Source organism: Bradyrhizobium sp. CCGB20 (assembly GCF_024199855.1).
In the GTDB taxonomy this organism is placed as follows: domain Bacteria; phylum Pseudomonadota; class Alphaproteobacteria; order Rhizobiales; family Xanthobacteraceae; genus Bradyrhizobium.
This window is the reverse complement of record NZ_JANADN010000001.1, coordinates 8,379,261-8,401,767: the sequence shown is the minus strand read 5'-3', so window position 1 is coordinate 8,401,767 and position 22,507 is coordinate 8,379,261. Positions and strand designations below refer to the sequence as shown.

Sequence of the window (22,507 nt, the reverse complement as noted above, 5' to 3'; positions counted from 1 at the left end):
TCTAGAATTCGCTGCGGACGATGCCCCGCAGCGTGTGGCGGTCGTAGCCCGGCGCGAACGCACCCTCGTAGGACGCCTTGAACGACGTCGCGGACGTGAGATCCCAGCGGATCTCCGCGCCGGTGATCGCGACCGTGCGGGCGCGTTCGACGCCGGTGATCGCGAACGGAAGGCCCGGCGCGCCTTCGAGGGCCGCAATGGTGGTTGCCGCGCTGCCGGTAAACTCATGGCGCGTGGCAAGGGTCGCGCCGAGCTGCGCCGCTCGGCCGTTCGGCATCACCATGCGGTGACCGGCGCGCAGGCCCGCCGTGCCATAGACGACGTCGAATCTGCCGCCCCGCACCAACTGGTTCACGCCGGGCGCGCCGGTTTCGGAAAGGCTGCCCTGATGGGTCGAATACCAGTCGGCCTTGGCGAATGGCTCGGCTGTAAAACCCCATCCGCTCTCGAACGGACGTGCGATGCCGAACGAGGCGGCAAAGGTGTCGGCCCGCGAGGACGCGGTTGCCGTTTCGCCCAGGAACGAGATCGTGCGCGAGGAGTCGAGCGCCGCGAACGAATAGCTGATCGCGGATGCGAGATTGAAGCCGCCGCTCGCGCCGCGTGCATAGAAGCCGGCATGGCCGGCATTGGCGTCGATGCGGTCGGCGCGTCCCGCCATGCGCAGCTGGCCGGTCGATGCACCGATCGCAAGGCCGGCCGTGAAGCCTGGCAGGTTCCAGAGATCGGCGCCGAGCGCCGCGCCGCCGACGACCGTGTTCGTTCCGAAAGCAATATTGCTTGTCGCCACCTTGTCCCAATTGCCGTAACCGCCGAACCAGACGCTCTGCGCCGGCGCAACGCGGCGGTTGCGCAGCGCCTTCCCGATCGGGTCCGCCGGCACTTCGGCATAGGCGGACGCCGACATGCGCACGCTCTCGCCGCGCAACTGCGTGCCGGCGTTCCACATGAAGCTCTGGAACATGTCGGTCTGGTCAGCGGTGAAGCGGCGCCCGTCGGCGTGGATTTGTCCGGCGAGATCGTCGAGACCGGCCTTGATGCCCGGCGTGTTGAGCGCGGCGAGCGTGTTGATCGCGGTGCCGAGCGGCCCTGATGCGCCGGCCGACTGCGCCTGATCCAGAGCGCCGGCCACCACGGCCTGGTTCGGCGTCAGGCCCGACAACGTACCGAGGCCGCCGATCTGTTGCAGCAGGAAGTAGACATTGTTGGTATCGTAGCTGAGCTGCCCCGAGACGAGCGGGCCGCCCGGGGTCGTGAGCGTCGCGAACGTGCCGCTGACTCCGCCGGCCGCCGTGAGGATCGTATATTGAGTGTTGGCGAGGAAGCCCGCGCCGAGCGGCACGATCTGCACCGTGCCGCCGTTGAGGGTTGCCGTTCCGGTCGCCGCGATCTTGTCGGATTGGCCGCCGGGGTTGATCTCGACCTGAAAGATCGAGCCGGCGTTGAAGGTGACGTTGCCGCTGACGTTGAGGGTCCCGATCGAATTGCCCGGCGCGACCATGCCGCCATTGTTGACGACGATGCCGCCGACCGTGCCGTTGCCGCCGAGATAGCCGCCATTGACGGTGACCACCGATGGCAGCGTGCCGTTCACGATCAGACCGCCGACGTCCACCGTCGTTGCGCCGTTGAAGGCGGTGGCGCCGGTCAGCGTCCAGACCGAGGTGCCGGTTTTGGACAGTTGCTCGAACTCGTCATATTGCAGGAAGGCGCCGAGATTGCTGAGGTCGAACGAGCCGCTGCCGCTGCCGGCAAGGTTCAGCGTGTCGGTGCCGGTCCCGCCGCGAACATTGCCGGTGATCGTCGAGCTGGGGGCGAGGCTGAGCACGTCATCGCCCCCGGACAGGTCGATCGCCCCGCTGCCGCCGCCCGTGATGGTCCCGGAATTGAGGATCTTGTCGGCGCCGGAAGAACCCTGGATGGCGATGAAGAAGCCGCCGGAAATCGTGCCGCCGTTGAGGAGGGTGTTGCCGCCGGCGATGAACTGCACGCCGGTATGGCCACCGCCGATCGATCCGCTGTCATAAACAAGGACGACATTGGCGGTCGACGTCCCGCTGATTCGAAGTCCCGTCGTGTTTCCGCCGGTGCCGACGGCCGTGCCGCGAATGTTGACGACATTGTCGTTCGAATTGTCGATGACAACAGCCGCTTCGACGTTGCCCGTCCCCTCCGCGATCCCGCCGGCCGCGATCGTCACATTGTTGTGCTTCGATCCGTTGGAGAGCAGAACGGCTCCGCTGTAGGTCGAAGCCGTGGCTTGATTGTTGACGGTGACGTGCGAAGCGATGGTGCCGTCGAAAACGATCGCGGGGATGCCGGCGCCGGGCAGGAGTGATGTCAACGTCCCGTCGCCGATATTGACCGTGACGTTGCTGTCGCCCGTGGCGTTGATGTGGTCGGTGTTGCCAAGGCCGGTGCAGGTCGCAACGTCACCCGAATTGAGCGCACCGATCACGCCGGTGCCGGCCACGGTGCAGGCCGCGAAGGCCGGGCCAGGCACGAGGACCGGCAGCATGGCGAGCACCAGCGGCGCCAGCGCCGTGGTGACGAGCAGCCTGTTACGCAGCATGGCGGCCGTTGTGGCGTTTTGCGCACGGGCCGGCATTGCAGTCGGCATCGCCGCATTCCCCCAGTCCAGCACAATTGCTAGCGGGGAAGTGACCGCGCTTCTTGGCGTAATGCGAAATGCCCTATGGTTAAAGGCGCAAGGTGCCGGTTTGCTCCGGACTTGTTGCGGCGCCGCCACGGCGTGTTGCCGCGGCAAATGGACTAGAGCGCAAATTGACTGGGCTTACGCGCAATCGCGACCGCAGCGTATTGCGCGCTGCAACCAACGCGATATCAGTGCTTCCGGAATGAGCCTGGAGATGCGCGTTGATGGCGACCGACGGACAATCGATTCCCGCCGCGCCGCGCCTTGGCTATACCGGCGAGCCGCATGGGCCGGCCTATGAGATGTGGCGGGAGGAATTTTGCCGCCGCGTGATGGCAGCCGATCTTTCGCCTTTGTCCGACGGCTCCTTTAACTGCGATGTCAAAGCGTTGATGTTGCCGCAGGCAACGATATCCTCCTGCAACGGCACGCCGATCAGATTTATGACGCTCGGCGCCAGCGACAATCTGGCGTTGCTGATTGCGCCGGATTCGCCGTTGCACGCGGTCATGGGCCGTCGCACGCTCGAAGTCGCGCCGCTGGGCATCAGTCTCATCGACGGCTCCATCAAGGGCGCATTCGTCTCGCAGCTCGAGAAGGGCAGCAACAAGGCCGCTTTGTTCGACCGCAAGACGCTGCTGTCCTATTGCCCCGATGCCGAAGACAGCGTTGCGCGGCCGCTCGATCATAACCCCGCGCTCACTGCGCTGCTGCATCGATATTACGACTTCGCACTTCAGCACGCCCCGGGGCTCGATGCGCTGGCGCAGCATGCCGTTTCGCAACACCTGATGGATTTGATGGTGCTGGTGCTCGGCGGCAGGCGCGACGCCACTGAACTGGCGAAAGAGCGCGGCCTCGCCGCGGCGCGGCTGGAAGCCATCAAGGCTGACATTCTGGAGCGGCTCGGCGGCGGCAGCCTCACGCTCGCCGACCTCGCGCGGCGCCATCGCGCCAGCCCTCGCACCATTCAATTGCTATTCGAGCGCAGCGGCACCACGTTCTCGGAGTTCGTGCTGGAGCAGCGGCTGCTGCGCGCGGCACGGCTGCTGCGCGATCCGCTGCACCGGGCGGGCAAGATCAGCGATATCGCCCATCTCTCCGGCTTCAACGATGTCTCGTACTTCCATCGGTCGTTTCGTCGGCGCTTTGGCATGACGCCTCTGGACGCGAAAGCGCGGACGGCCGAAGGATGAACAGGTTCCAGGCGCGCTTTCACATTTTGTTGTTGGTCCAGAACCGGCTCCCGCCTCATTGATTGATGAGAATTCGTGGGATTCAGGAAGGATCGAGACATGCGATCAGAGCGGATTGCGCTGGGTGTGGCGCTCGCGGTCAGCGGCATCGTCGCGCAGGGCGCTGCGTCTGCACAGGAATATCGCGGCACCATGGAACAACAGATGGCCTGCACGCCGGATGTGTGGCGGCTGTGCAGCGACCAGATCCCGGACGTGAGCCGCATTACGGCGTGCCTGCAACAGAATACACCGCAGCTCTCGAGCGGCTGCCGCGCAGTATTCCAGTCCAATAACCAGATGCCGCCGCAGCAGCCGGTTCCGCGCAATCGCGTCGCGCCGCCCCCACGCTACAACAACGCGCCACCGCCTCAGCAGGTGCAGCCGCGGCCCTATGACAATGACGACGATTAGCGCTACCTAGAGCATGGTACGCAGCGTCAGGAGCGAAGATGCGGTCGTGCCGCCTCGTTCAACGCTGGCCCTCGCGGTCCGATTCCGGTCGATGTCCAAGCACCATCCGCAGGACGACAGCGAAGAGAATGGCTGCGACCGGCCAATGGAACCAGATCTTATGGCCAGTGAAGAGATTGATCAGAATCAGGAAGGCCGACACCGTGAGGGCCGCTGCCACCGGGCGGGGCAGCTTTGTGAGCCAATCCGAGACGACATTCGTCGACGAGGATGGCGCGCGCCTGTCTTCCATCCGCGCAGCACGCGATCTCTCTGAGGGAGCGGCGCTTTCTTCGAGCGGGAAGCTTTCCGGCGCGGCGGTTCGGCCGCCCAGCGTCAGCCGATAACTGGTCAGTGGAGCAATGTTCTTCATCGGGCGCTGGCCAAGGCAGTCGAAGCCAACGGATAATTTGTTGTGCACCTGATCGTAGACGGAGCTCGAGATCACGACGCCGCCGGGTTCAGCGAGCTCTTGCAGGCGCGATGCGATATTGACGCCGTCGCCATAGATGTCGGTGCCGTCCACCATGACGTCACCGAGGTTGATGCCGATGCGAAACTGCATCGGGTTCGCCTGAGACGCGCCCGAACCCTGATTGGAGATTTCCTGCTGAAGCTCGACCGCACATTGCACGGCCTCGACGACGCTGGTGAACTCGGCGATCACGGCATCGCCCCAGGTATTCACGATGCGGCCGTCATGACGCTCGACCAGTCGCGCAATGGCCGTGCGGTAGCGGCGGAGCGTCTCCAGCGTTCCGGTCTCGTCTGCTTCCATGAGACGAGAATAGCCGTACACGTCAGCGCACAGCACGGTGGTCAGTCGTCGTTTCACCTTGTCGTCGGTCATGGTCCCCATGGTAGCGTCCTTGACCGGTAAATGCACCAGCCATCACGTCTGGCGCCATCGGGGTTCAACGACCGGTCGTCCTGTGCCGAAACCGTCATAACCGTGCAACGACTTGCAGTCAGCCAAGTGCCGAAAACGACTTGGCGTGAGGTCATCCTCCGGCCATTTGCCGAACAGCACACCAGCCGTCACGACATCATCTGTCTGAGCTAATCCGGACGCTGCTCGGCGCTTGCCTCGCCCGCCTAGCCGCCTTAGGGTCTGTGCTCGCAGACATCGACCCATTCAGCCGCGGTCAGCTCCGCCATCCGCTCCGGCGTGATGCGCACGGCGCTGTGCGTCGAGCCTGCGGCCGGTACCACCACGTCGAAGGCTTTCAGCGACACATCGCAGTAGATCGGCAGCGGTGATTTCAGCCCGAACGGGCAGACGCCGCCGACCTCGTGGCCGGTGATCCCGGCAACCTCCTCCAGCCCCAGCATCTTCGGCTTGCCGCCGAACTGCGCCTTCACCTTCTTGTTGTCCATGCGCGAGGTGCCGGCAGCGACGATCAGGATCACGCGCTCGCCGATCCGCAATGACAGCGTCTTGGCGATCCGGCCGGGCTCGACGCCATAGGCCTCGGCGGCCAGCGGCACCGTGGCCGAGCTGATCGGCGATTCAATCACTGATATGTCGGGGGCTTTCTCGGCGAAGAAGGCGCGAACGGATTCCAGGCTCATTCCAGGCGGCTCATTCAGATTTGTGGGCGGGCGGCGATGCTTATGCGATCCCTGGAAGCTCGGAGAGCGAACGGACGCGATGGTCCGGCGCAAACCCGAGCTCGTCCATCTGGGTGCGGATCGCCTTGAACATCGTCAGCGGTGCCACGAGTTCGTTCTCGACGCAAGCCAGCGCCATCGCCTCGGGCGTCACCCGTTCGATCCAGGCGACGTTCAGCCCGAACGACTTTGCGCCCGCGACGTCCCAGGGATTGGAGGAGACGAACAGCACCTCATCCGGCTTGGTGCCGAGCGCCTCGCCGATCAGCTCATAGGCTTCCGGGCTCGGTTTGAAGATCTTCTTCGCATCGACGCTGATGGTGGCGTCGAGCAGGCGGTCGAGACCGGAGTTGCGCACGAGCGCGTTCAGCATGTCCGGACTGCCATTGGAGAGGATCGCGAGCTTGCGCGGCCTCAAGGCCGCGAGTGTTGCTGCCGCATCCGGATAGAGGTCGAGGTGCAGATATTTTTCGATCACGCGCTCGAATGCCTCACCCTCATAGGCGAGGCCGAGCAGGCGCAGCGTATAGGCGAGCGAGTCGCGCGTGACGGCCGCGAAATCCTGGTAGCGCCGCATCAGCGAGCGCAACCAGGTGTATTCGAGCTGCTTGATCCGCCAGATTTGCGTGATGATCTCGCCGTAACCCGGAAACGCGTCCTCGGTAATCTCCGCGACCGACTGGATATCGTACAGCGTTCCGTAAGCGTCGAAGACGACGGCCTTGATGCTCAATTGACCGGTCCTCCGGGATCGTTGCGGGCGCACGGACTATATAAGGCGCCGCGACATCGATCCAACAAGGAAACTCGCATCGGGCGCCGTTCCGCCGGCGAGGGGGTGCGATCATGGGGCGCGGCGTCGGCTTTTGGGCTCATGCAGAAAATACCTGCGCGACCAGAGCATTGCAGGTTCTGAGCCTATTCGGACATCCCTTGATCTAGATCAAGCCGGAAGTGTGCCGCTCTGTGCCGGTTGCGAGGGCATCACGAGGCAGAGGGTCGCGTCATGAGTAATGATAAGGTTTCGAAAAACCCTGAGACCTGCATCGAGCCGGCCAAGGCAGGACTGAAACGCCGGGATCTGCTATTGAGCGGTACTTCTCTCGTCGCCGCTTCCGCGCTCACGGCCGTGGGTCTGACAATCCCGGCGCAAGCGCAGCAACAACCAACCGCGCCGGCCGGCCAGCGGCCGAACATCGTCTTCATCATGGGTGATGACATTGGCTGGTTCAACATTGGTGCCTACCATCAGGGCATCATGGCGAGCCGGACGCCAAACCTCGACAAGCTCGCCGCGGAGGGAATGCGCTTCACCGACTACTACGCAGAGGCAAGCTGCACGGCGGGCCGCGCCAACTTCATCACCGGCGAGTTACCGATCCGCACGGGCCTTACCACTGTCGGCCAGGCAGGCTCCCCGATCGGCATGCCGGCGCAAGCGCCGACCATCGCGACAGCGCTGAAATCCATGGGGTACACCACGGGGCAGTTCGGCAAGAACCACCTTGGCGACCTCAACGAATTCCTGCCGACTGTGCACGGCTTCGACGAGTTCTTTGGCTACCTCTATCACCTCGATGCCATGGAGGATCCGGCCCACCGCAATTACCCGCAATCGCTGCTGGCCACCGTCGGTCCGCGCAACATGGTTCATTCATGGGCGACCAACGTCGACGATCCGACAGTGCAGACGCGCTGGGGCAAGATCGGCAAGCAAAAGATCGAGGACTCCGGACCGCTTTACCCCAAGCGGATGGAGACGGTTGACGACGAGATTCTGAAGATCACGTTCGACTTCATCGACAAGGCGAAGCGGGACAACAAGCCGTTCTTCGTCTGGCTCAACCCGACGCGCATGCACGTCGTGACCCACCTCTCGGAAAAATACGAGAACATGCGCAACTCCGAGAACGGCTGGTCTGTCTCAGAGGGCGGGTTTGCCCAGCTCGACGACATCGTCGGCGCCGTCATGAAGAAGCTCAAGGACGAGGGCTTCGACGACAACACGATCGTCGCGTTCACAACCGACAACGGCGCGGAAAATTTCACCTGGCCGGATGGCGGACAGACGCCGTTTGCGGGCGGCAAGGGAACGGCGCTGGAAGGCGGCTTCCGCGTGCCCTGCATGATCCGCTGGCCGGGCAAAGTGCCGGCGGGAAAGGTCGAGAACGGCATTATCTCCGGACTCGACTGGTTCCCGACCTTCGTCGCCGCCGCGGGCAATCCAAATATCGCCGAAGAGTTGAGGAAGGGAAAGCAGCTCGGCGACAAGACCTACAAGGTCTACCTCGACGGGTACAACCAGATGGACCTGATTACCGGGAAAGGCCCGTCTGCCCGCCACTCGGTCTTCTATTTCACTGAGGGCACACTGAGCGCGGTGCGCATCGACGACTTCAAATATCGCTTCACCGATCAGCCGAGCGGCTGGTTGGGAGGCACGGTCAAGGTTGATTGGCCGATCCTCACCAACATTCGGCTTGATCCGTTCGAGCGCACCGGCATCCCAAGTGGCGATAAGGGATCGCTGGCATACTACAACTGGTTTGTCTTCGAGTTCTGGCGATTCCAGTTCGTGCAGCAGGAGGTCGGCAAGCTCGCCCAGACGGCGATCGAGTTCCCGCCGATGCAGAAGGGGGCGAGCTTCAACCTGGAGGCGGTCAAGGAGCAGATCGAAAAGGCCATGCAGTCGCAAGCTGGCAAGTAGAATCTGCGGTGAGCGGGCGCCCCAATCGCGGGCGCCCGTCAATCCATGAGGACGCGCCTAGATCCCCAGAATCTTGCGCGCGTTGGCCTTCAGCACCTTCGGCCGGATCTCGTCGCGGATGTCGATCTTGGCGAAGTCCGACAGCCAGCGGTCCGGCGTGATCACCGGCCAGTCCGAGCCGAACAGCATCTTGTCCTGAAGGATCGAGTTGATGTAGCGCACCAGGATCGGCGGGAAATATTTCGGCGACCAGCCGGACAGGTCGATATAGACGTTCGGCTTGTGGGTCGCGACCGACAGCGCTTCTTCCTGCCATGGGAAGGAGGGATGGGCGAGGATGATCTTGAGGTCGGGGAAGTCAGCCGCGACGTCGTCCATGTACATCGGGTTGGAATATTTCAGCCGCATCCCCATGCCGCCGGGCATGCCCGAGCCGACGCCGGTCTGGCCGGTGTGGAACAGCGCGATCGCGCCGCCATTGTTGATCTCTTCGTAGAGCGGATAGGCCATGCGGTCGTTGGCGTAGAAGCCCTGCATGGTCGGGTGGAATTTGAAGCCGCGCACGCCGTATTCCTCGATCAGCTTGCGCGCCTCGCGCGCGCCGAGCTTGCCCTTGTGCGGGTCGATCGAGACGAAGGGGATGAGGACGTCGAGATGGTCGGAGGCGGCCTCGATCATCTCGTAATTGTTGTAGCGGCGGAAGCCGGTCTCGCGCTCGGCGTCGACCGGGAAGATCACCGCGGCGATGTTCTTGGAGCGGTAGTAGGCCGCAGTCTCCGGCACCGTCGGCGGATGCTTGTTCGGCGACTTGAAGTATTCCGCCATCTGCGCCTGGAAATCGTCATAGCCATCGTCGGCGTGACAACCGCAGGGCTCCTCGGCGTGGGTGTGGATGTCGATGGCGACGACGTCGTCGATGTTGGGCAGCTTCAGCTTCGGCATTGGTTTCCTCCCGACGGGTTGCCAAATTGATTATATCATATAACGAATTTGGCAAGGCGTCGTTGGAGCCGAAACCGCAAGCCCGCAAAAGTCCTTGCTCTGGCTGGCCGCGAAGGGACAGATCGGGCCGATCCGGCCGCTTCTACTGTGCATGGGGTTGTTTTCAAGAATTTGCTGTGGCGGAACAGGGCAGTTAACATTGACATCCGGTCCCCCCATGCCTTAAGAACCGCCCCGTCCCGGGCGGTCGTCCGCCAGCGGGAAAGATCTCATTTTGCCACATTCGCGCGTGCCGAAACGGTAGTGCCGAACACGGCCTTTCGAACGTTCAGGATTCTGCCATGAAGGTCCGTAACTCGCTGAAATCGCTGCGCGGTCGCCATCGCGCCAACCGCCTGGTCCGCCGCAAGGGCCGGGTCTACGTGATCAACAAGGTGCAGCGCCGCTTCAAGGCTCGCCAGGGCTAATATCGCCCTCGCGGTCGCCTCTTCGCGCGCCCCGCAAGACCACGTTCTCACACGAGTTTGACGCCGCCTTTGCTTTGCAAGGGCGGCTTTGCGCGTTTAGACTTTGTCCATGGCAGTGAGATTCCCTTTCGCGCGCACCCTGTGTCTGGCCCTCGTTCTGGGAGCCGCCGGCCTCGGTCCGGCGCTGGCGCAGGCTGATCCGCCGGCCCCGCCCGGCAAGCAACAGAAGAAGCTTCCCGAGGCGCCGGCCAAACTGCCCAAGGTCGACCGCAGCAAGAATCTCGATTTCCTGTTCGGCGCGCTGAAGGCGGCGCCCGACGAGGCCAGCGCCAAGCATGTCGAGGCGCGGATCTGGGCGATCTGGATCCAGACGCCGAGCGACACCGCTTCGCTGCTGATGTCGCGGGCCAAGACCGCGGTCGACGCGCAGAAGATCGACATCGCGATCAAGCTGCTGGATTCGGTCATCAAGCTCAGGCCCGATTACATCGAGGCCTGGAACCGGCGCGCCACGCTCTACTACATGCAGAATGATTACGCTCGCTCGCTGGCGGACATCCGCGAGGTGCTGATCCGGGAGCCCCGCCATTTCGGCGCGCTCGCAGGTCTCGGCATGATCATGCAGGAGGTCGGCGACGAGAAGCGCGCGCTCGAGGCCTACCGCAAGGCGCTCGCCGTCAACCCGCACCTCGAGAAGATCCCCGACCAGGTCAAGGCGCTGACCGAGAAGGTCGAGGGACGCGACATCTAGCCTAGAACTCGATCAATTCTTGAGTGAATGCGGCGTCTTCGGATTAACCAAGATCGGAGACGCAGCATCTTGAGGGCTATTGTCGACGCGCGCGCAGGCCTACCTGCATGGCAGGAGCGAAAGCCATGAAGCGTTTGATCTTTGCGGGTAGCTTGCTGCTCGCGTCGGGCACGGCGAGCCTCGCCGACGGATTGTTCTGGGTGGTCGGCAATCGCGCCACCGGCAAATGCAACATCGTCACCAGCAATCCCGTGATCATCGGCGACATCTGGTTTGGCGACGGTCCCTACAGGTCCAGGGCCGATGCCAAGCTTGCCCGTTCGACCATCCGCGCCTGCCCCGCGGTCACGCCCGACGAGGAAAAGGACGAGGACGGAACGAACTAGCCTGCACCTAGTGCAGGGCGCTGCCGCCGCGCTCGATAAGGCTGCGGTCGGCGGCCGCGGCGTAGGCCTTTGCAAGCTCCGTCTCGAGATGCTCGTTGATCAGGAGCAGTGCCCGCACGGCACCGCGCAGGTCACCGTTGCAGCTTGCCACGATCTCGTCGATCGCAGTGTCGTTGGATCTGAAGCTCATCGAAATTCTCCGGTTCAAATCAGGACAAATCCTGCCGGCCTTTCCCGCATCCCCTGGGGGTCGCGAGGAGGATCGGCGCCTACCTGCGCCTAGATGGCGGAACCGACCGTGGCGATTATATGGAAACCGCGATGACGACTGCATGAAGCTGGCCCGAGGCTTGCGCGCTATCGAGAATGTGATTGATTTCATTGCATTTTTTCCTGCCGGAATTGTGCACATATCCACAGCCCCACATTTCAGGTGGAGCGTCCGGTCTCACGGAGCGAAACTGCCGCCCGCAAGTCGCGTAACTGCCAAGTGCCCTGGATCGCCCGGATTCTCCCCATGATCGTGATGTCAGTCGTGACCGCGCTGGTTCTGCTGGCGCTGGTGACGCAGGCCGGCGTTCTCGCCGTGCAACGCACCTTTCCGCCCCAGGGCCGGATGGTTGAGGTCGACGGCGCGGTGCTTCACGTCGTCGATATCGGTCCGCGTGGTTCAGGCATGCCGATCGTGATGCTGCACGGCGCCAGCTCCAATCTCGAAGCGATGCGGCGTCCGCTCGGCGACCTTCTTGCCAAGGATCATCGCGTCATCCTGATCGACCGCCCCGGCCACGGCTGGAGCACGCGGATGCGGCGGCAGGATTCGACGCCGCAGATCCAGGCCCGGATGATCGACGAGGCGCTTCAAAAGCTTGGAATCGATCGCGCGGTCTTCGTCGTGCATTCCTGGAGCGGTGCGCTCGGCGCGCGGATCGCGCTCGATCACGCGAGCCGCGTCGCCGGTCTCGTGATGCTGGCGCCAGTGACCCACCCCTGGCGCGGCGGCGTCGGCCGCTACAACGAGATCATCGCAACGCCCGTGATCGGGCCGCTGCTCGCCTACACGATTACGCTGCCGCTCGGGTATTTCGTTGCCGAGGCTGGTGCGCGCAGCGTCTTCCTGCCGCAAGTCATGCCTGATGGTTTCGTGCAGGACTCGGCGACGCCGCTGCTGCTGCGTCCGCGCGAGTTCATCGCCAACGCGTATGATCTGGTGACGCTGAAGGAAGCTGTGGCTGCGCAGGTTTCGCGCTATGGCGAGATCTCGGCGCCGGTCACGATCATTGCCGGCGAGCCCGACAAGACAGTGAAAACCGACATCCACGCACGCCCGTTCGCCGCGACCGTGCCGAATGCAAAGCTGATCGTGCTGCCCGATCTCGGCCACATGGTGCAGAACGCGGTGCCGGATCTCGTGAAGACGGAGATCGAGACGATGATCGGTCAAATCGCCCCGGCGCAGGCGGCCGCCGATTAGAGCGTTTTGGAGCGAAGCGGATACCGGTTCGCGTGAAAAAACGCGTCAAACCAAGAAGCTGGAACTTCGGTTCTGATCCAATCAGAACCGAAGCTCTAGCGGCCGCGCGTTTGCGCGCTTACTGCTTGATTTTCCCGTCCTTGTCGAACTGCGAGACGTAGGACCAGAGATTGTTGATCTCGTTCTCGTTCTTGATGCCGGCGAACGCCATCTTGGTGCCGGGGATCTTGGCCTTGGGGTCCTTGATGTATTCCTTGAACGTGGCTTCGTCCCAGGTGATGCCGGAATTCTTGTTCGCATCCGTGTAGCTGTAGTCCGGAGCGGTGCCTGACTTACGGCCGTTGAGGCCGTTGAGCTCGGGGCCGACCTTGTTCTTGGCGCCTTCGCCGATCGCGTGGCAGGCCAGGCATTTGTTGAACGACGATTTGCCGGCCGCAACATCCTGCGCCATCGCGGCGGGTGCGGCGGCAGTCACGGTGAGGATCATCAGTGCGCCAAAAGTCAGTTTTGTCATCGGGTGCTCTTCGTCTCTTCCCTGGTGGGTCTAGGCCTGGTCGATCTCTTGCCTGGTCGGCAAACGACGGACCCGCCGGTTTTGGCAGGCCCGCCCGGCTTGGACAAGCCGCGAAACCATGACAGGTTTCATGGTGTCCTACTTGTCCCAGAGCGAACTCGCCGAAGATCGCCGCTGCGACTTTCGGATGGCCTACCCAAACCACCGCGGACGTGGTTGATTTGCCGTGATAATTCGATCGTGCGGCGTGAATCGGAAGGATATGCCATGGCCATCATGATGCCTGCGAGTGACCAGGCCGTGCTCGCGCGCCGCGCCGAAATCGTGGCGGCATTGCGCGCGATCGTGCCCGGCGAGGGCGTGATCGATACGCCTGCCGAGATGCGGGCCTACGAATCCGACGGGCTGACCGCCTATCGGCAACCGCCGATGGTCGTGGTGCTGCCGGATACCACCGAGCAGGTCTCGCTGGTCCTGAAATATTGTGCAGGGCAGAACATCAAGGTGGTGCCGCGCGGTTCCGGGACTTCGCTGTCCGGCGGCGCGCTGCCGCTCGAGGACGGCGTGCTGCTCGGCCTCGGCAAGTTCAAGCGCATCCGCGAGATCGATTTCGACAATCGCGTGGTCATCACCGAGCCCGGCGTCACCAACCTCGCGATCAGCCAGGCGGTCGCGCATGCCGGCTTCTACTATGCGCCCGATCCGTCCTCGCAGATCGCGTGCTCGATCGGCGGCAATGTCGCGGAGAATTCCGGCGGCGTGCACTGCCTGAAATACGGCATGACCACCAACAACGTGCTCGGTTGCGAGATTGTCCTGATGAGCGGCGAGATCCTGCGCATCGGCGGCAAGTCGGCGGAAAACGCCGGCTACGACCTGATGGGCGTCATCACCGGCTCCGAAGGCCTGCTCGGCGTCATCACCGAGATCACGGTGCGCATCCTGCAAAAGCCGGAGACGGCACGCGCGCTGATGGTCGGCTTCGCGCAGGTCGAGGCCGCCGGCGAATGCGTGGCGCGCATCATCGGCGCCGGCATCATCCCGGGCGGCATGGAGATGATGGACAAGCCCGCGATCCACGCCGCGGAGGCCTTCGTTCATGCCGGCTATCCGCTCGATGTCGAGGCGCTGCTGATCATCGAGCTCGACGGTCCCAAGATCGAGGTCGACGAGCTGATCACGCGCGTTGAGACCATCGCGAACGCCTGCGGCTCGACCACCTGCCAGATCTCGACGTCTGAAGCCGAGCGCAATTTGTTCTGGGCCGGCCGCAAGGCCGCGTTTCCGGCCGTTGGCCGCATCTCACCCGATTATCTCTGCATGGACGGCACGATTCCCCGCGGCGCGCTGCCGAAGGCGCTCGCCCGCATCCGCGAGCTCTCGGAAAAATACCAGCTCGGCTGCGCCAACGTGTTCCATGCCGGCGACGGCAATCTGCATCCGCTGATCCTCTACGATGCCAACAAGCCCGGCGAGATCGAGCGCGCCGAGGCCTTCGGGGCCGACATCCTGCGCGCCTGCGTCGAGTTCGGCGGCGTGCTCACAGGCGAGCACGGCGTCGGCATCGAGAAGCGCGACCTGATGCCCGACATGTTCAGCGAGATCGACCTCAACCAGCAGCAGCGGCTGAAATGCGCCTTCGATTCACAGGGCCTGCTCAACCCCGGAAAGGTGTTTCCGACCCTGCATCGCTGCGCCGAGCTCGGCCGCATGCATGTTCATGCCGGCAAGCTGGCGTTTCCGGACATCCCGCGGTTCTGACCTCAAGCGCGCGCTGAATTACCTTCTCCCCTTGAACAAGGGGAGAAGGAAGTAAGAGCTGTTACAGCAGCCCGTATTGCGCTCGCTCGCGCTTGGCCAGCAGCGGCAGCGCCTGGCCTGCGATGTAGGTCTTGAAGTGCGCGCTCTCCTGGTGGGCCTTGAAGGCGGTCTCATCACGGAACAGTTCGTAGAACAGGAACTGGGCCGGATTGTCCTTGCCGCGCGAGATCAGGAACAGCTTGACCCCGTCCTCGCGCTGCGCTTCCGGCAGAAAATGGTCGAGGATGGCGGCGACCTTGTCGGCTTCTCCGGGCTTGGCTTCCCATTGCGCGACGACGAGCAGGCCGCCGCCATCGACGGCGTCGCTGATCGATTTCTGCGTTGCGTAGTGGTTCATTGGGTTTCCTCCTTGCTGCTGGGCATGAGATGACGACGCCGTCCATGGCGAGAGATAGATCGCCAGGACGGTCCCGCAGGCTCGGATCACCGATCTGCGGCTGTACGTTTCGCGGACGGGTGGCCGCGCCTCTGTCGATCGCTGCATGTTTGCCTCCATCGCTTGGTTTCGATCGCGATCGGCGTCACCTTGTAGCGATGGCCCGACGGGTTCGGTTCGCCGGCGATCGAAGTGTCGATGTCGTGAACGCTTCGATTGAGATCGAAGCGTTGCGGTCGCGTCCCGTGCGGCGAGCGGCCCATCGCGAGCGCGCTGGCCGGCCATCGGCGTCACGCCGCATTTGATTTTGGTGCCGAATTTCGCTACCGCCTTTTCCCGTGGATACGCTCAGGGTCAGAGACGCCAAAGACGTCGAAGAGGTGGTGCGCGCGGCGATTGCCAACGAGCAGCCGCTCGAGATCATCGGTCATGGCTCCAAGCGCGGCATCGGCCATGCGATGGCGACCAACGCCGTGCTCGACGTCTCCGCGCTGAATGCAATCACCTCCTACGAGCCCAACGAGCTGATCGTCACCCTCCAGGCCGGCGCGCCGGTGAACGACGTGCTGTCGCTGATCGACGCCAAGAACCAGCAATTCGCCTTCGAGCCTGTCAACACCGCGCCGCTGCTCGGCACGCCCGTATCAGGAACCATCGGCGGCATGATCGCGGCCGGTCTCGCCGGTCCGCGGCGGATCAGGGCGGGCGGGGCGCGCGATCATCTGCTCGGGGCGCATGCCGTCTCCGGTTTCGGCGACAGCTTCAAGACCGGCGGCAAGGTGGTCAAGAACGTCACCGGCTACGATCTCTGCAAGCTGTTGGCGGGGTCCTGGGGCACGCTGTCGGTGATGACCGAGGTCACGCTCAAGGTGATGCCGAAGCCCGAAGCGGAGCGGACGCTACTGCTGCGCGGGCTCGACGATGCCGTCGCCAACAAGGCGATGACCGCGGCGCTCGGCTCGCCCTTCGACGTCTCTGCTGCCGCGCATCTGCCGAAATCGGCGTTCCGGGCGAAGACCGACGGGCTTGGCGACATCGCCGGCCAGGGCGAGGCGCTGACGGTGCTGCGGCTCGAGGGCATCACGGCTTCCGCCGCGCATCGCGCCGGCTCGCTGCGGGAATTGCTGGCGCCGTTCGGAACCGCGACGCTGGTCGAGGATGCGGCCTCTGCCGTGCTGTGGGCCACGATCCGCGACGTCCTGCCGTTCGCGGCCAGCGGCGCGCTCGGGGCCTGGCCGGTGTGGCGGATTGTTTGTCCGCCGGCTTCCGGCGCGGCGCTCGGCACCCAATTGGCGCGCGAGACCGGTGGCGACGTGATCTACGATTGGGGCGGCGGCCTGATCTGGGCGGCGGTGCCGCCGAAGGGCGATGCGCATGAGTCCGCCGTGCGTCGGCGTGCGAACGCCGTCGGCGGGCATGCCACGCTGATCCGGGCGGCCGAGGAGGTCAGGCGCGGGGTCGACGTGTTCCATCCGCAAGCGCCCGGCATTGCCGCCCTGAGCGAGCGGGTGCGCGCCAGTTTCGATCCAAAAACCATTCTCAACCGGGGACGCTTGAGGCGGGGCGCTGCGGCATGAAGACCGAATTCTCACTCGCGCAACTCGCCGACCCCGACATCGCGCAAGCCGACAAGATCCTGCGCGCCTGCGTCCATTGCGGCTTCTGCACCGCAACCTGTCCGACCTATGTGCTGCTCGGCGACGAGCTCGATAGCCCGCGCGGCCGCATCTACCTGATCAAGGAGATGCTGGAGAAGGACCAGACCCCGACGGCCGAAGTGGTCAAGCATGTCGACCGCTGCCTGTCGTGCCTCGCCTGCATGACCACCTGCCCTTCGGGGGTGAACTACATGCACCTCGTCGACCAGGCCAGGGTCAGGATCGAGCAGCGCTACCAGAGGCCGCTTGCCGAACGGCTGTTGCGTCAGGTGCTGGCCTTCGTGCTGCCGGATCCGCAGCGCTTCCGCATCAGCATGTGGCTGGCGCGATTGGCCCGTCCGCTCGCCGTGTTTCTTCCGACGCCTCGTCCCTCGGCCACGCCCGGCCTGATCCAGCGCCTCAAGGCGATGCTGGCGCTGGCGCCGAACCGGCTGCCGGCGCCGGGAGCCCTGCCGGGCAGTGTGTTCGCAGCGCTCGGCAAGAAGCGCGGCCGGGTCGCGCTGTTGCAAGGCTGCGCCCAGCAGGTGCTGGCGCCGCGCATCAACCAGGCCGCCATCAGCCTTCTCACCCGCCACGGCATCGAGGTCGTCCTGGTCAGGGACGAGCAGTGCTGCGGTGCGCTGACCCATCACCTCGGCAACGACCAGGATGCCTTGGGACGGGCCCGAGCCAACGTCACGGCGTGGCAGAAGGAAGCTGCCGGCGAGGGGCTCGACGCCATCCTGGTGACGGCGTCCGGCTGCGGCACCGTGATCAAGGACTACGGCTATCTGCTGCGTGAGGATCAGGCTTTCGCGGCGGATGCGGCGAAGGTGTCCGCACTCGCAAAGGACATCACCGAATACATCGCCGACCTCGGACTCGAACCCACTGCGCGACAGGACAACATCGTCGTCGCCTATCACTCCGCATGTTCGTTGCAGCACGGGCAGAAAATCACGGGCCTTCCGAAAGAATTGCTTTCCAAGAATGGATTCGTGGTGAAAGATGTCCCGGAGAGCCATTTGTGTTGCGGTTCGGCGGGGACCTACAACATTCTCCAGCCCGAGCTTGCGGGCCGGTTGCGCGATCGCAAGGTCGCCAACATCGCGAGCGTCAAGCCGGACATGATTGCCGCGGGCAATATCGGCTGCATGGTGCAGATTGCCAGTGGCACGTCAGTTCCGGTCGTACACACGATTGAGCTTCTCGATTGGGCTACGGGCGGGGCGCGGCCGGCATTGAATGCGTCGAGCTGAACCTTCGTCCGGAGGGTGACGGCTGAAGACGCCCGATCGACCATTGTTTGGCGGCAACAGGAGGACCACGATGGCGAAAGCGAAGAAGAAGAAAAGCAAGAAGGCCAAAAAGGCCAAGAAGGCTGTAGCGGCGAAGAAGACCGCGAAGAAGGCAGCCAAGAAGTCCGCGAAAAAGTCTGCCAAGAAATCGAAGAAGGCTGCCCCGAAGAAGGCCGCCAAGAAGGCTGCGAAGACGTCGGCCAAGAAGTCTGTGAAGAAGGCTGCCAAGGCGGCTGCACCGAAGAAGGCCGCAAAGAAAGCAGCACCGAGGAAGGCGAAGGCAGCTCCTGCGCCGAAGCCGTCAGCGCCGGTGGCAGCTCCGGCTCCCGAGCCCGCTGCCGAGACAAGCTGGGCGATGCCTTCGTCTTCTGCGGAGCCGACGCCGGCCGACGGACAAGGCTAGGTCCCAAGTCAGGGCCAAAGTCAGGACCGGAGCGAGGTCCGAGGTCGAGGCAAGGCTGGGTCCGTCCTGGCGATAACGACCGACAACAGGAAGGCCGCGGCGGTGACGCTGCGGCCTTTTTGCATCGTCACAATGGCCCCGGGCGGTTGTCGTTTCCTGCGTCAGTCTGATTCGTGGCACCGGCACCACTGCACCGGAGGCGCCCGTATTAATCCGGGCGGCTCTGTGCACTTTGGAATGCAAATAATGTGATCGAGAAGCAACACAGGCTGACAACCTTTTGTAGAAACGTCAGAACGCCTAAAAAGTCGGCAGATGCTCGTGATTTTTGCTTCACGGTTCACATCCTCCCATCCAGATTGTCGCAGTAACGAAATTTTGCAGACGGGTCGTACCCCCGGGGGGCTTCCGGGAAACCGACTGGGTGAGAACTGGTGATGGGGATTGAAATGAAAAAAGTGGCTTTGTTAGCAACGGCGCTGGCAATGGTGACGGGTTCGGCTTTCGCGGCAGACATGCCGGTCAAGGCTCTGAAGGCCCCGCCGCCGCCCGCCTTTGACCCCTGGGATGTCGCCTTCGGCGGCGCGATCATGAGCGACTATGTCTTCCGCGGCATCACCCAGTCGAACCACAAGCCGTCGGTCACGGCCTATTTCGAGCCGCGCTACAACGTCACCAAGGACCTGCAGCTCTATGTCGGCGTGTCCGGTGAGAGCATCTCCTTCCCGAACCGCGCCGCGGCCGAGATCGACATCTACGGCGGTATCCGCCCGACCTTCGGCGCGTTCGCCTTCGATATCGGTGTCTGGGGTTACCTGTATCCGGGCGGCACCTGCTATTTCGGCGGCACCGGCATCGACAACGCCGGCGTGTTCCAGGGCGCTGACTGCGCCGAGAAGGCCCTGCTCAACACCAACGTGATCAAGAAGGACCTCAGCTTCTTCGAAGTCTACGCCAAGGGCACCTACACGGTGAACGACAACTTCTCGTTCGGCTTCACCGAATACTATACCCCGAGCTACCTGAACTCGGGCGCCTGGGGCAACTACGCTTCGGTCACCGGCAAGTACATCGCGCCCCCCACGATCTTCGGCGCCAGCGGCGTCGGCATGTACGTGTCGGGTGAGTTCGGCCGTCAGTGGCTCGGCACCTCCGACAGCTTCTATGGCGTCCCGGCCTTCCCGAACGGCATCAAGTATGCCGACTACAACACCTGGAACATCGGCATCGGCTTCACCTACAAGGTCGCCACGCTGGACCTGCGCTACTCCGACACCAACCTCTCCAAGGGTGATTGCAACGCCTTCACCAGCGACTTTGCGGCTCGCGGCAATCTCACCGCTTCGACCGGCACCTTCGTGACGCCGATCAATCCGTCGGGCGTCGGCTCCAACTGGTGCGGCGCCACCGGCATCGCCAAGCTCTCGTTCGACCTGACGGCGATGAGCAACCTGAAGTAAGTTTCTTCCCGAAGAGACTTGATGAGGGCGGCAGGGCAACCTGCCGCCCTTTTGCTTTTCTCCACGCAGTCATGGCCGGGCTTGACCCGGCCATCCACGTGTTAGCTCCGACGCAGAAAAGGCGTGGATGCCCGGGCCTTCGCCTCGCCGAAGCGGCTTCGGCCGCGCAGGCGGGTCAAGCCCGGGCATGACGAGTGGGGGGCGCCCTCCGAGCCAAGCACCGAACCGCCAACCTTGCGCCCGCCTCAGCTCGCCACGCTCGGCTCTTTCTCGGCCGGTTCGCCGCCGTTACCGAGCACGTGGATCGCGCCGTCCTTGACCAGCGCCACCTTGCGGGTGTGGAAGGCGTCGAGTGTCGAGCGGTGGCCGATCGAGACGATGGTGGCCTGTGGCAGCTTCTCCGCCAGCAGCCGGTACAGCCGGGCCTCGGACGGCTCGTCCAGCGACGCCGTGGCCTCGTCCAGGAACAGGTAGTCCGGCACATGCAGCAGCGCGCGCGCAAGCCCCAGGCGCTGCTGCTCGCCGAGCGACAGCATCCGGTTCCAGTGGCCGTCCTCGTCGAGCCGCTCGGCGAGGCCGGGCAGCCCGACCGCGACCAGCGCGTCCCTGATCTGTGCGCTCTCGAACGTGCCAGGCGCTGCGGGGTAGATGACGGCATCGCGCAGCACGCCGACCGGGAAATAGGGACGCTGCGGCAGCATCATCAGCTTCGCCTTTTCGGGGATGAAGATGGTGCCGGCGCCGAATGGCCAGATGCCGGCGATGGCCCGGAACAGCGTCGACTTGCCGGCGCCGGACGGCCCGGTCACCAGCACGCGCTCCGGCGCCTGGATCGCGAAGGTGTCGGCGGTGACCAGCGGTGTGCCGTTGGGCAGGTTCACGCAGAGCTGGTCGAGGGCGATGTTGCGGCCGCCGCCCGCGGCCTTCAGCGCAATGGCGGGCTCATGCGACGGCGGGTGTGTGGCTGAGGCGACCGACATCTCGAAGCCGTCGAGACGCGCGACGATCGCACGCCATTCCGCCAGCGACCGGTAGGCCACCACGAAGAACGACAGCGCGCCCTGGACGCTCGAGAAGGCCGATGCCGTCTGCATCATGTCGCCGAGCTGGATCTTCTTGGCGAAGAAGGCCGGCGCCACCAGCACGTAGGGGAAGATCACGGCGGCCTGCTGATAGCTCGCCGAGAACGCGGTGAGACGCTTGGTCCGGCTCATGATGGCGTACCAGTTGCCGATCACGAAGCCGAAGCGATGGAGGAGGCGACCGCGTTCGGCGCCTTCGCCCTTGAGCAGCGCGATCTGCTCGGAATTCTCGCGGACGCGCACGAGGTTGAAGCGGAAGTCGGCCTCGTAGCGCTGCTGCTCGAAATTGAGATTGACCAGCGGGGCGCCGATCCAGTGCGTCAGCGCCGTGCCGAAGATGGCGTAGATCAGCGCCCCCCAGCACAAATAGCCGGGGATCATGAGGTCGGTGCCGAACAGGTGCAGCGGCGCGGCGTTGGACAGGCCCCAGAGGATGATCACGAAGGAGAACAGCGTCACGATCGACGACAGCAGGCCGAGCCCGATGGTCAGGGTCTGCTCGACGAAGTTCTTGACGTCCTCGGTGATGCGCTGGTCCGGGTTGTCGGCCGCATCGCCCTTGAGCTGCATGCGGTAGTGCGTCGAGCCGTCGAGCCATTCGCCGAGATAGTGCCGGGTCAGCCACTGCCGCCAGCGGATCTGGAGCCACTGGTTGAGGTACAGCTTGTAGACCGCCAGCGCGATCGCCGTGAAGGCGAGGGCGATGAAGATCCAGATCTGTGTGACGAAGGCGTCCCAGTCGCTGTTCTGGAGCGCGCTGTAGAACCGGTTCTGCCACTGGTTCACCAGCACGTCGATCGCGACCAGTGCCAGCTCGATCGCAATGACTGCGGCGAGCAGGCCGCGGCCGGCCCACTTGTCCTCCGATCGGAAATACGGGCCGGCGATTCGCCAGACGATCGCGAGGGTGGCGCTAATGTTCTTCACAGAGCTCTGTCTCCTGAGGGGATGTGCACAAGTGCCTGGAGCCAAGGGCTTGCGGCAATGGCGGAAATGGGCGCGCTTAGACTAAAGTCGCAAGACAGCAATTTGCGTTGGCTTGTCGCAGCTTGCAACCCTAGCATGGGTACAACGGCGCGGGGTGGGGGCCTCCGGGACTTCGCGGGCTTGTGAGCGGACGGGAACCGCCGCACTCGCGAGGAATTCGCGTCAAGCTCGGGGGTTATCGTTTCCAGCGTCAAGCAGGCTCGGCTGTCCACGCGGGCCGCCTGCCGCAACAGGCGTGGGGGAGGAA

Annotated in this window: 21 protein-coding genes; 12 read left to right on the top strand and 9 right to left on the bottom strand. The window is 64.0% G+C overall.

Annotation, left to right across the window (positions count from 1 at the left end; all coding sequences use genetic code 11):
• Window position 1: 1 nt before the first annotated feature.
• Window positions 2–2,620 (bottom strand): autotransporter domain-containing protein, encoded by a 2,619-nt coding sequence (locus tag NLM15_RS39575; RefSeq protein WP_254123367.1) that lies wholly within the window; start codon window positions 2,618–2,620, stop codon window positions 2–4.
• Window positions 2,621–2,880: 260 nt separating this feature from the next.
• Here NLM15_RS39575 and NLM15_RS39570 point away from each other — a divergent pair, with 260 nt between their 5' ends.
• On the top strand, window positions 2,881–3,852 hold the full coding sequence (locus tag NLM15_RS39570; RefSeq protein ID WP_254124657.1) for an AraC family transcriptional regulator: 972 nt from the start codon (window positions 2,881–2,883) through the stop codon (window positions 3,850–3,852).
• A 99-nt stretch (window positions 3,853–3,951) separates the two neighbouring features.
• Window positions 3,952–4,305, top strand: coding sequence for a hypothetical protein (locus NLM15_RS39565; protein WP_254123366.1), 354 nt, complete (start codon window positions 3,952–3,954; stop codon window positions 4,303–4,305).
• Between the two features lie 58 nt (window positions 4,306–4,363).
• On the opposite strand, the gene NLM15_RS39560 is transcribed toward NLM15_RS39565, so the two are convergent.
• The 3 genes from NLM15_RS39560 to NLM15_RS39550 form a co-directional block, all read right to left on the bottom strand.
• Window positions 4,364–5,194: an adenylate/guanylate cyclase domain-containing protein gene (locus NLM15_RS39560; RefSeq protein WP_254123365.1), complete on the bottom strand. Its 831-nt coding sequence runs from the start codon at window positions 5,192–5,194 to the stop codon at window positions 4,364–4,366.
• A gap of 254 nt (window positions 5,195–5,448) precedes the next feature.
• Window positions 5,449–5,916, bottom strand: a complete 468-nt coding sequence (locus NLM15_RS39555) for a YbaK/EbsC family protein (protein WP_254123364.1) — start codon at window positions 5,914–5,916, stop codon at window positions 5,449–5,451.
• A 40-nt stretch (window positions 5,917–5,956) separates the two neighbouring features.
• Entirely contained in the window at window positions 5,957–6,688 is a 732-nt protein-coding gene (locus NLM15_RS39550) for a haloacid dehalogenase type II (RefSeq protein WP_254123363.1), read from the bottom strand.
• Window positions 6,689–6,961: 273 nt separating this feature from the next.
• Here NLM15_RS39550 and NLM15_RS39545 point away from each other — a divergent pair, with 273 nt between their 5' ends.
• Window positions 6,962–8,662 carry an arylsulfatase gene (locus NLM15_RS39545; RefSeq protein WP_254123362.1) on the top strand — a complete coding sequence of 567 codons (1,701 nt, stop codon included), beginning with the start codon at window positions 6,962–6,964 and terminating at the stop codon, window positions 8,660–8,662.
• A 57-nt stretch (window positions 8,663–8,719) separates the two neighbouring features.
• Here the strand turns inward: NLM15_RS39545 and NLM15_RS39540 are convergent, their stop codons facing one another.
• Entirely contained in the window at window positions 8,720–9,604 is an 885-nt protein-coding gene (locus NLM15_RS39540; RefSeq protein ID WP_234685498.1) for an amidohydrolase family protein, read from the bottom strand.
• A gap of 341 nt (window positions 9,605–9,945) precedes the next feature.
• Here NLM15_RS39540 and ykgO point away from each other — a divergent pair, with 341 nt between their 5' ends.
• From ykgO to NLM15_RS39525, 3 genes are all read left to right on the top strand, one after another.
• Window positions 9,946–10,071 carry a type B 50S ribosomal protein L36 gene (ykgO, locus tag NLM15_RS39535; protein WP_006611362.1) on the top strand — a complete coding sequence of 42 codons (126 nt, stop codon included), beginning with the start codon at window positions 9,946–9,948 and terminating at the stop codon, window positions 10,069–10,071.
• 109 nt (window positions 10,072–10,180) lie between these two features.
• The gene (locus tag NLM15_RS39530; RefSeq protein ID WP_254123361.1) at window positions 10,181–10,822 is read left to right on the top strand and encodes a tetratricopeptide repeat protein; all 642 of its coding nucleotides are present in this window, start codon (window positions 10,181–10,183) and stop codon (window positions 10,820–10,822) included.
• A gap of 125 nt (window positions 10,823–10,947) precedes the next feature.
• Window positions 10,948–11,208: a hypothetical protein gene (locus tag NLM15_RS39525; RefSeq protein WP_254123360.1), complete on the top strand. Its 261-nt coding sequence runs from the start codon at window positions 10,948–10,950 to the stop codon at window positions 11,206–11,208.
• A 7-nt stretch (window positions 11,209–11,215) separates the two neighbouring features.
• On the opposite strand, the gene NLM15_RS39520 is transcribed toward NLM15_RS39525, so the two are convergent.
• A complete protein-coding gene (locus tag NLM15_RS39520; RefSeq protein WP_254123359.1) occupies window positions 11,216–11,398 on the bottom strand; it encodes a hypothetical protein in 183 nt (60 codons plus the stop codon).
• 327 nt (window positions 11,399–11,725) lie between these two features.
• Here NLM15_RS39520 and NLM15_RS39515 point away from each other — a divergent pair, with 327 nt between their 5' ends.
• Window positions 11,726–12,682 (top strand): alpha/beta fold hydrolase, encoded by a 957-nt coding sequence (locus NLM15_RS39515; RefSeq protein WP_254123358.1) that lies wholly within the window; start codon window positions 11,726–11,728, stop codon window positions 12,680–12,682.
• Between the two features lie 118 nt (window positions 12,683–12,800).
• On the opposite strand, the gene cycA is transcribed toward NLM15_RS39515, so the two are convergent.
• Window positions 12,801–13,196, bottom strand: coding sequence for a cytochrome c-550 CycA (gene cycA, locus NLM15_RS39510; protein ID WP_254123357.1), 396 nt, complete (start codon window positions 13,194–13,196; stop codon window positions 12,801–12,803).
• Between the two features lie 267 nt (window positions 13,197–13,463).
• Between cycA and NLM15_RS39505 the strand changes: the two genes are divergently transcribed.
• Entirely contained in the window at window positions 13,464–14,957 is a 1,494-nt protein-coding gene (locus NLM15_RS39505; protein ID WP_254123356.1) for an FAD-linked oxidase C-terminal domain-containing protein, read from the top strand.
• Window positions 14,958–15,018: 61 nt separating this feature from the next.
• On the opposite strand, the gene NLM15_RS39500 is transcribed toward NLM15_RS39505, so the two are convergent.
• The gene (locus NLM15_RS39500; protein ID WP_254123355.1) at window positions 15,019–15,354 is read right to left on the bottom strand and encodes a putative quinol monooxygenase; all 336 of its coding nucleotides are present in this window, start codon (window positions 15,352–15,354) and stop codon (window positions 15,019–15,021) included.
• A 377-nt stretch (window positions 15,355–15,731) separates the two neighbouring features.
• Here NLM15_RS39500 and NLM15_RS39495 point away from each other — a divergent pair, with 377 nt between their 5' ends.
• The 4 genes from NLM15_RS39495 (at window position 15,732) to NLM15_RS39480 (ending at window position 20,191) form a co-directional block, all read left to right on the top strand.
• On the top strand, window positions 15,732–16,970 hold the full coding sequence (locus tag NLM15_RS39495) for an FAD-binding protein (RefSeq protein WP_254123354.1): 1,239 nt from the start codon (window positions 15,732–15,734) through the stop codon (window positions 16,968–16,970).
• Window positions 16,967–18,289, top strand: coding sequence for a glycolate oxidase subunit GlcF (gene glcF, locus NLM15_RS39490; protein WP_254123353.1), 1,323 nt, complete (start codon window positions 16,967–16,969; stop codon window positions 18,287–18,289). Before NLM15_RS39495 ends, glcF begins: the two co-directional genes overlap by 4 nt.
• Before the next feature lie 70 nt (window positions 18,290–18,359).
• Window positions 18,360–18,731 (top strand): histone, encoded by a 372-nt coding sequence (locus NLM15_RS39485; RefSeq protein WP_254123352.1) that lies wholly within the window; start codon window positions 18,360–18,362, stop codon window positions 18,729–18,731.
• Window positions 18,732–19,180: 449 nt separating this feature from the next.
• Entirely contained in the window at window positions 19,181–20,191 is a 1,011-nt protein-coding gene (locus tag NLM15_RS39480) for a TorF family putative porin (protein WP_254123351.1), read from the top strand.
• A 245-nt stretch (window positions 20,192–20,436) separates the two neighbouring features.
• On the opposite strand, the gene NLM15_RS39475 is transcribed toward NLM15_RS39480, so the two are convergent.
• Window positions 20,437–22,200 (bottom strand): ABC transporter ATP-binding protein/permease, encoded by a 1,764-nt coding sequence (locus NLM15_RS39475; RefSeq protein WP_254123350.1) that lies wholly within the window; start codon window positions 22,198–22,200, stop codon window positions 20,437–20,439.
• Window positions 22,201–22,507: the final 307 nt, after the last annotated feature.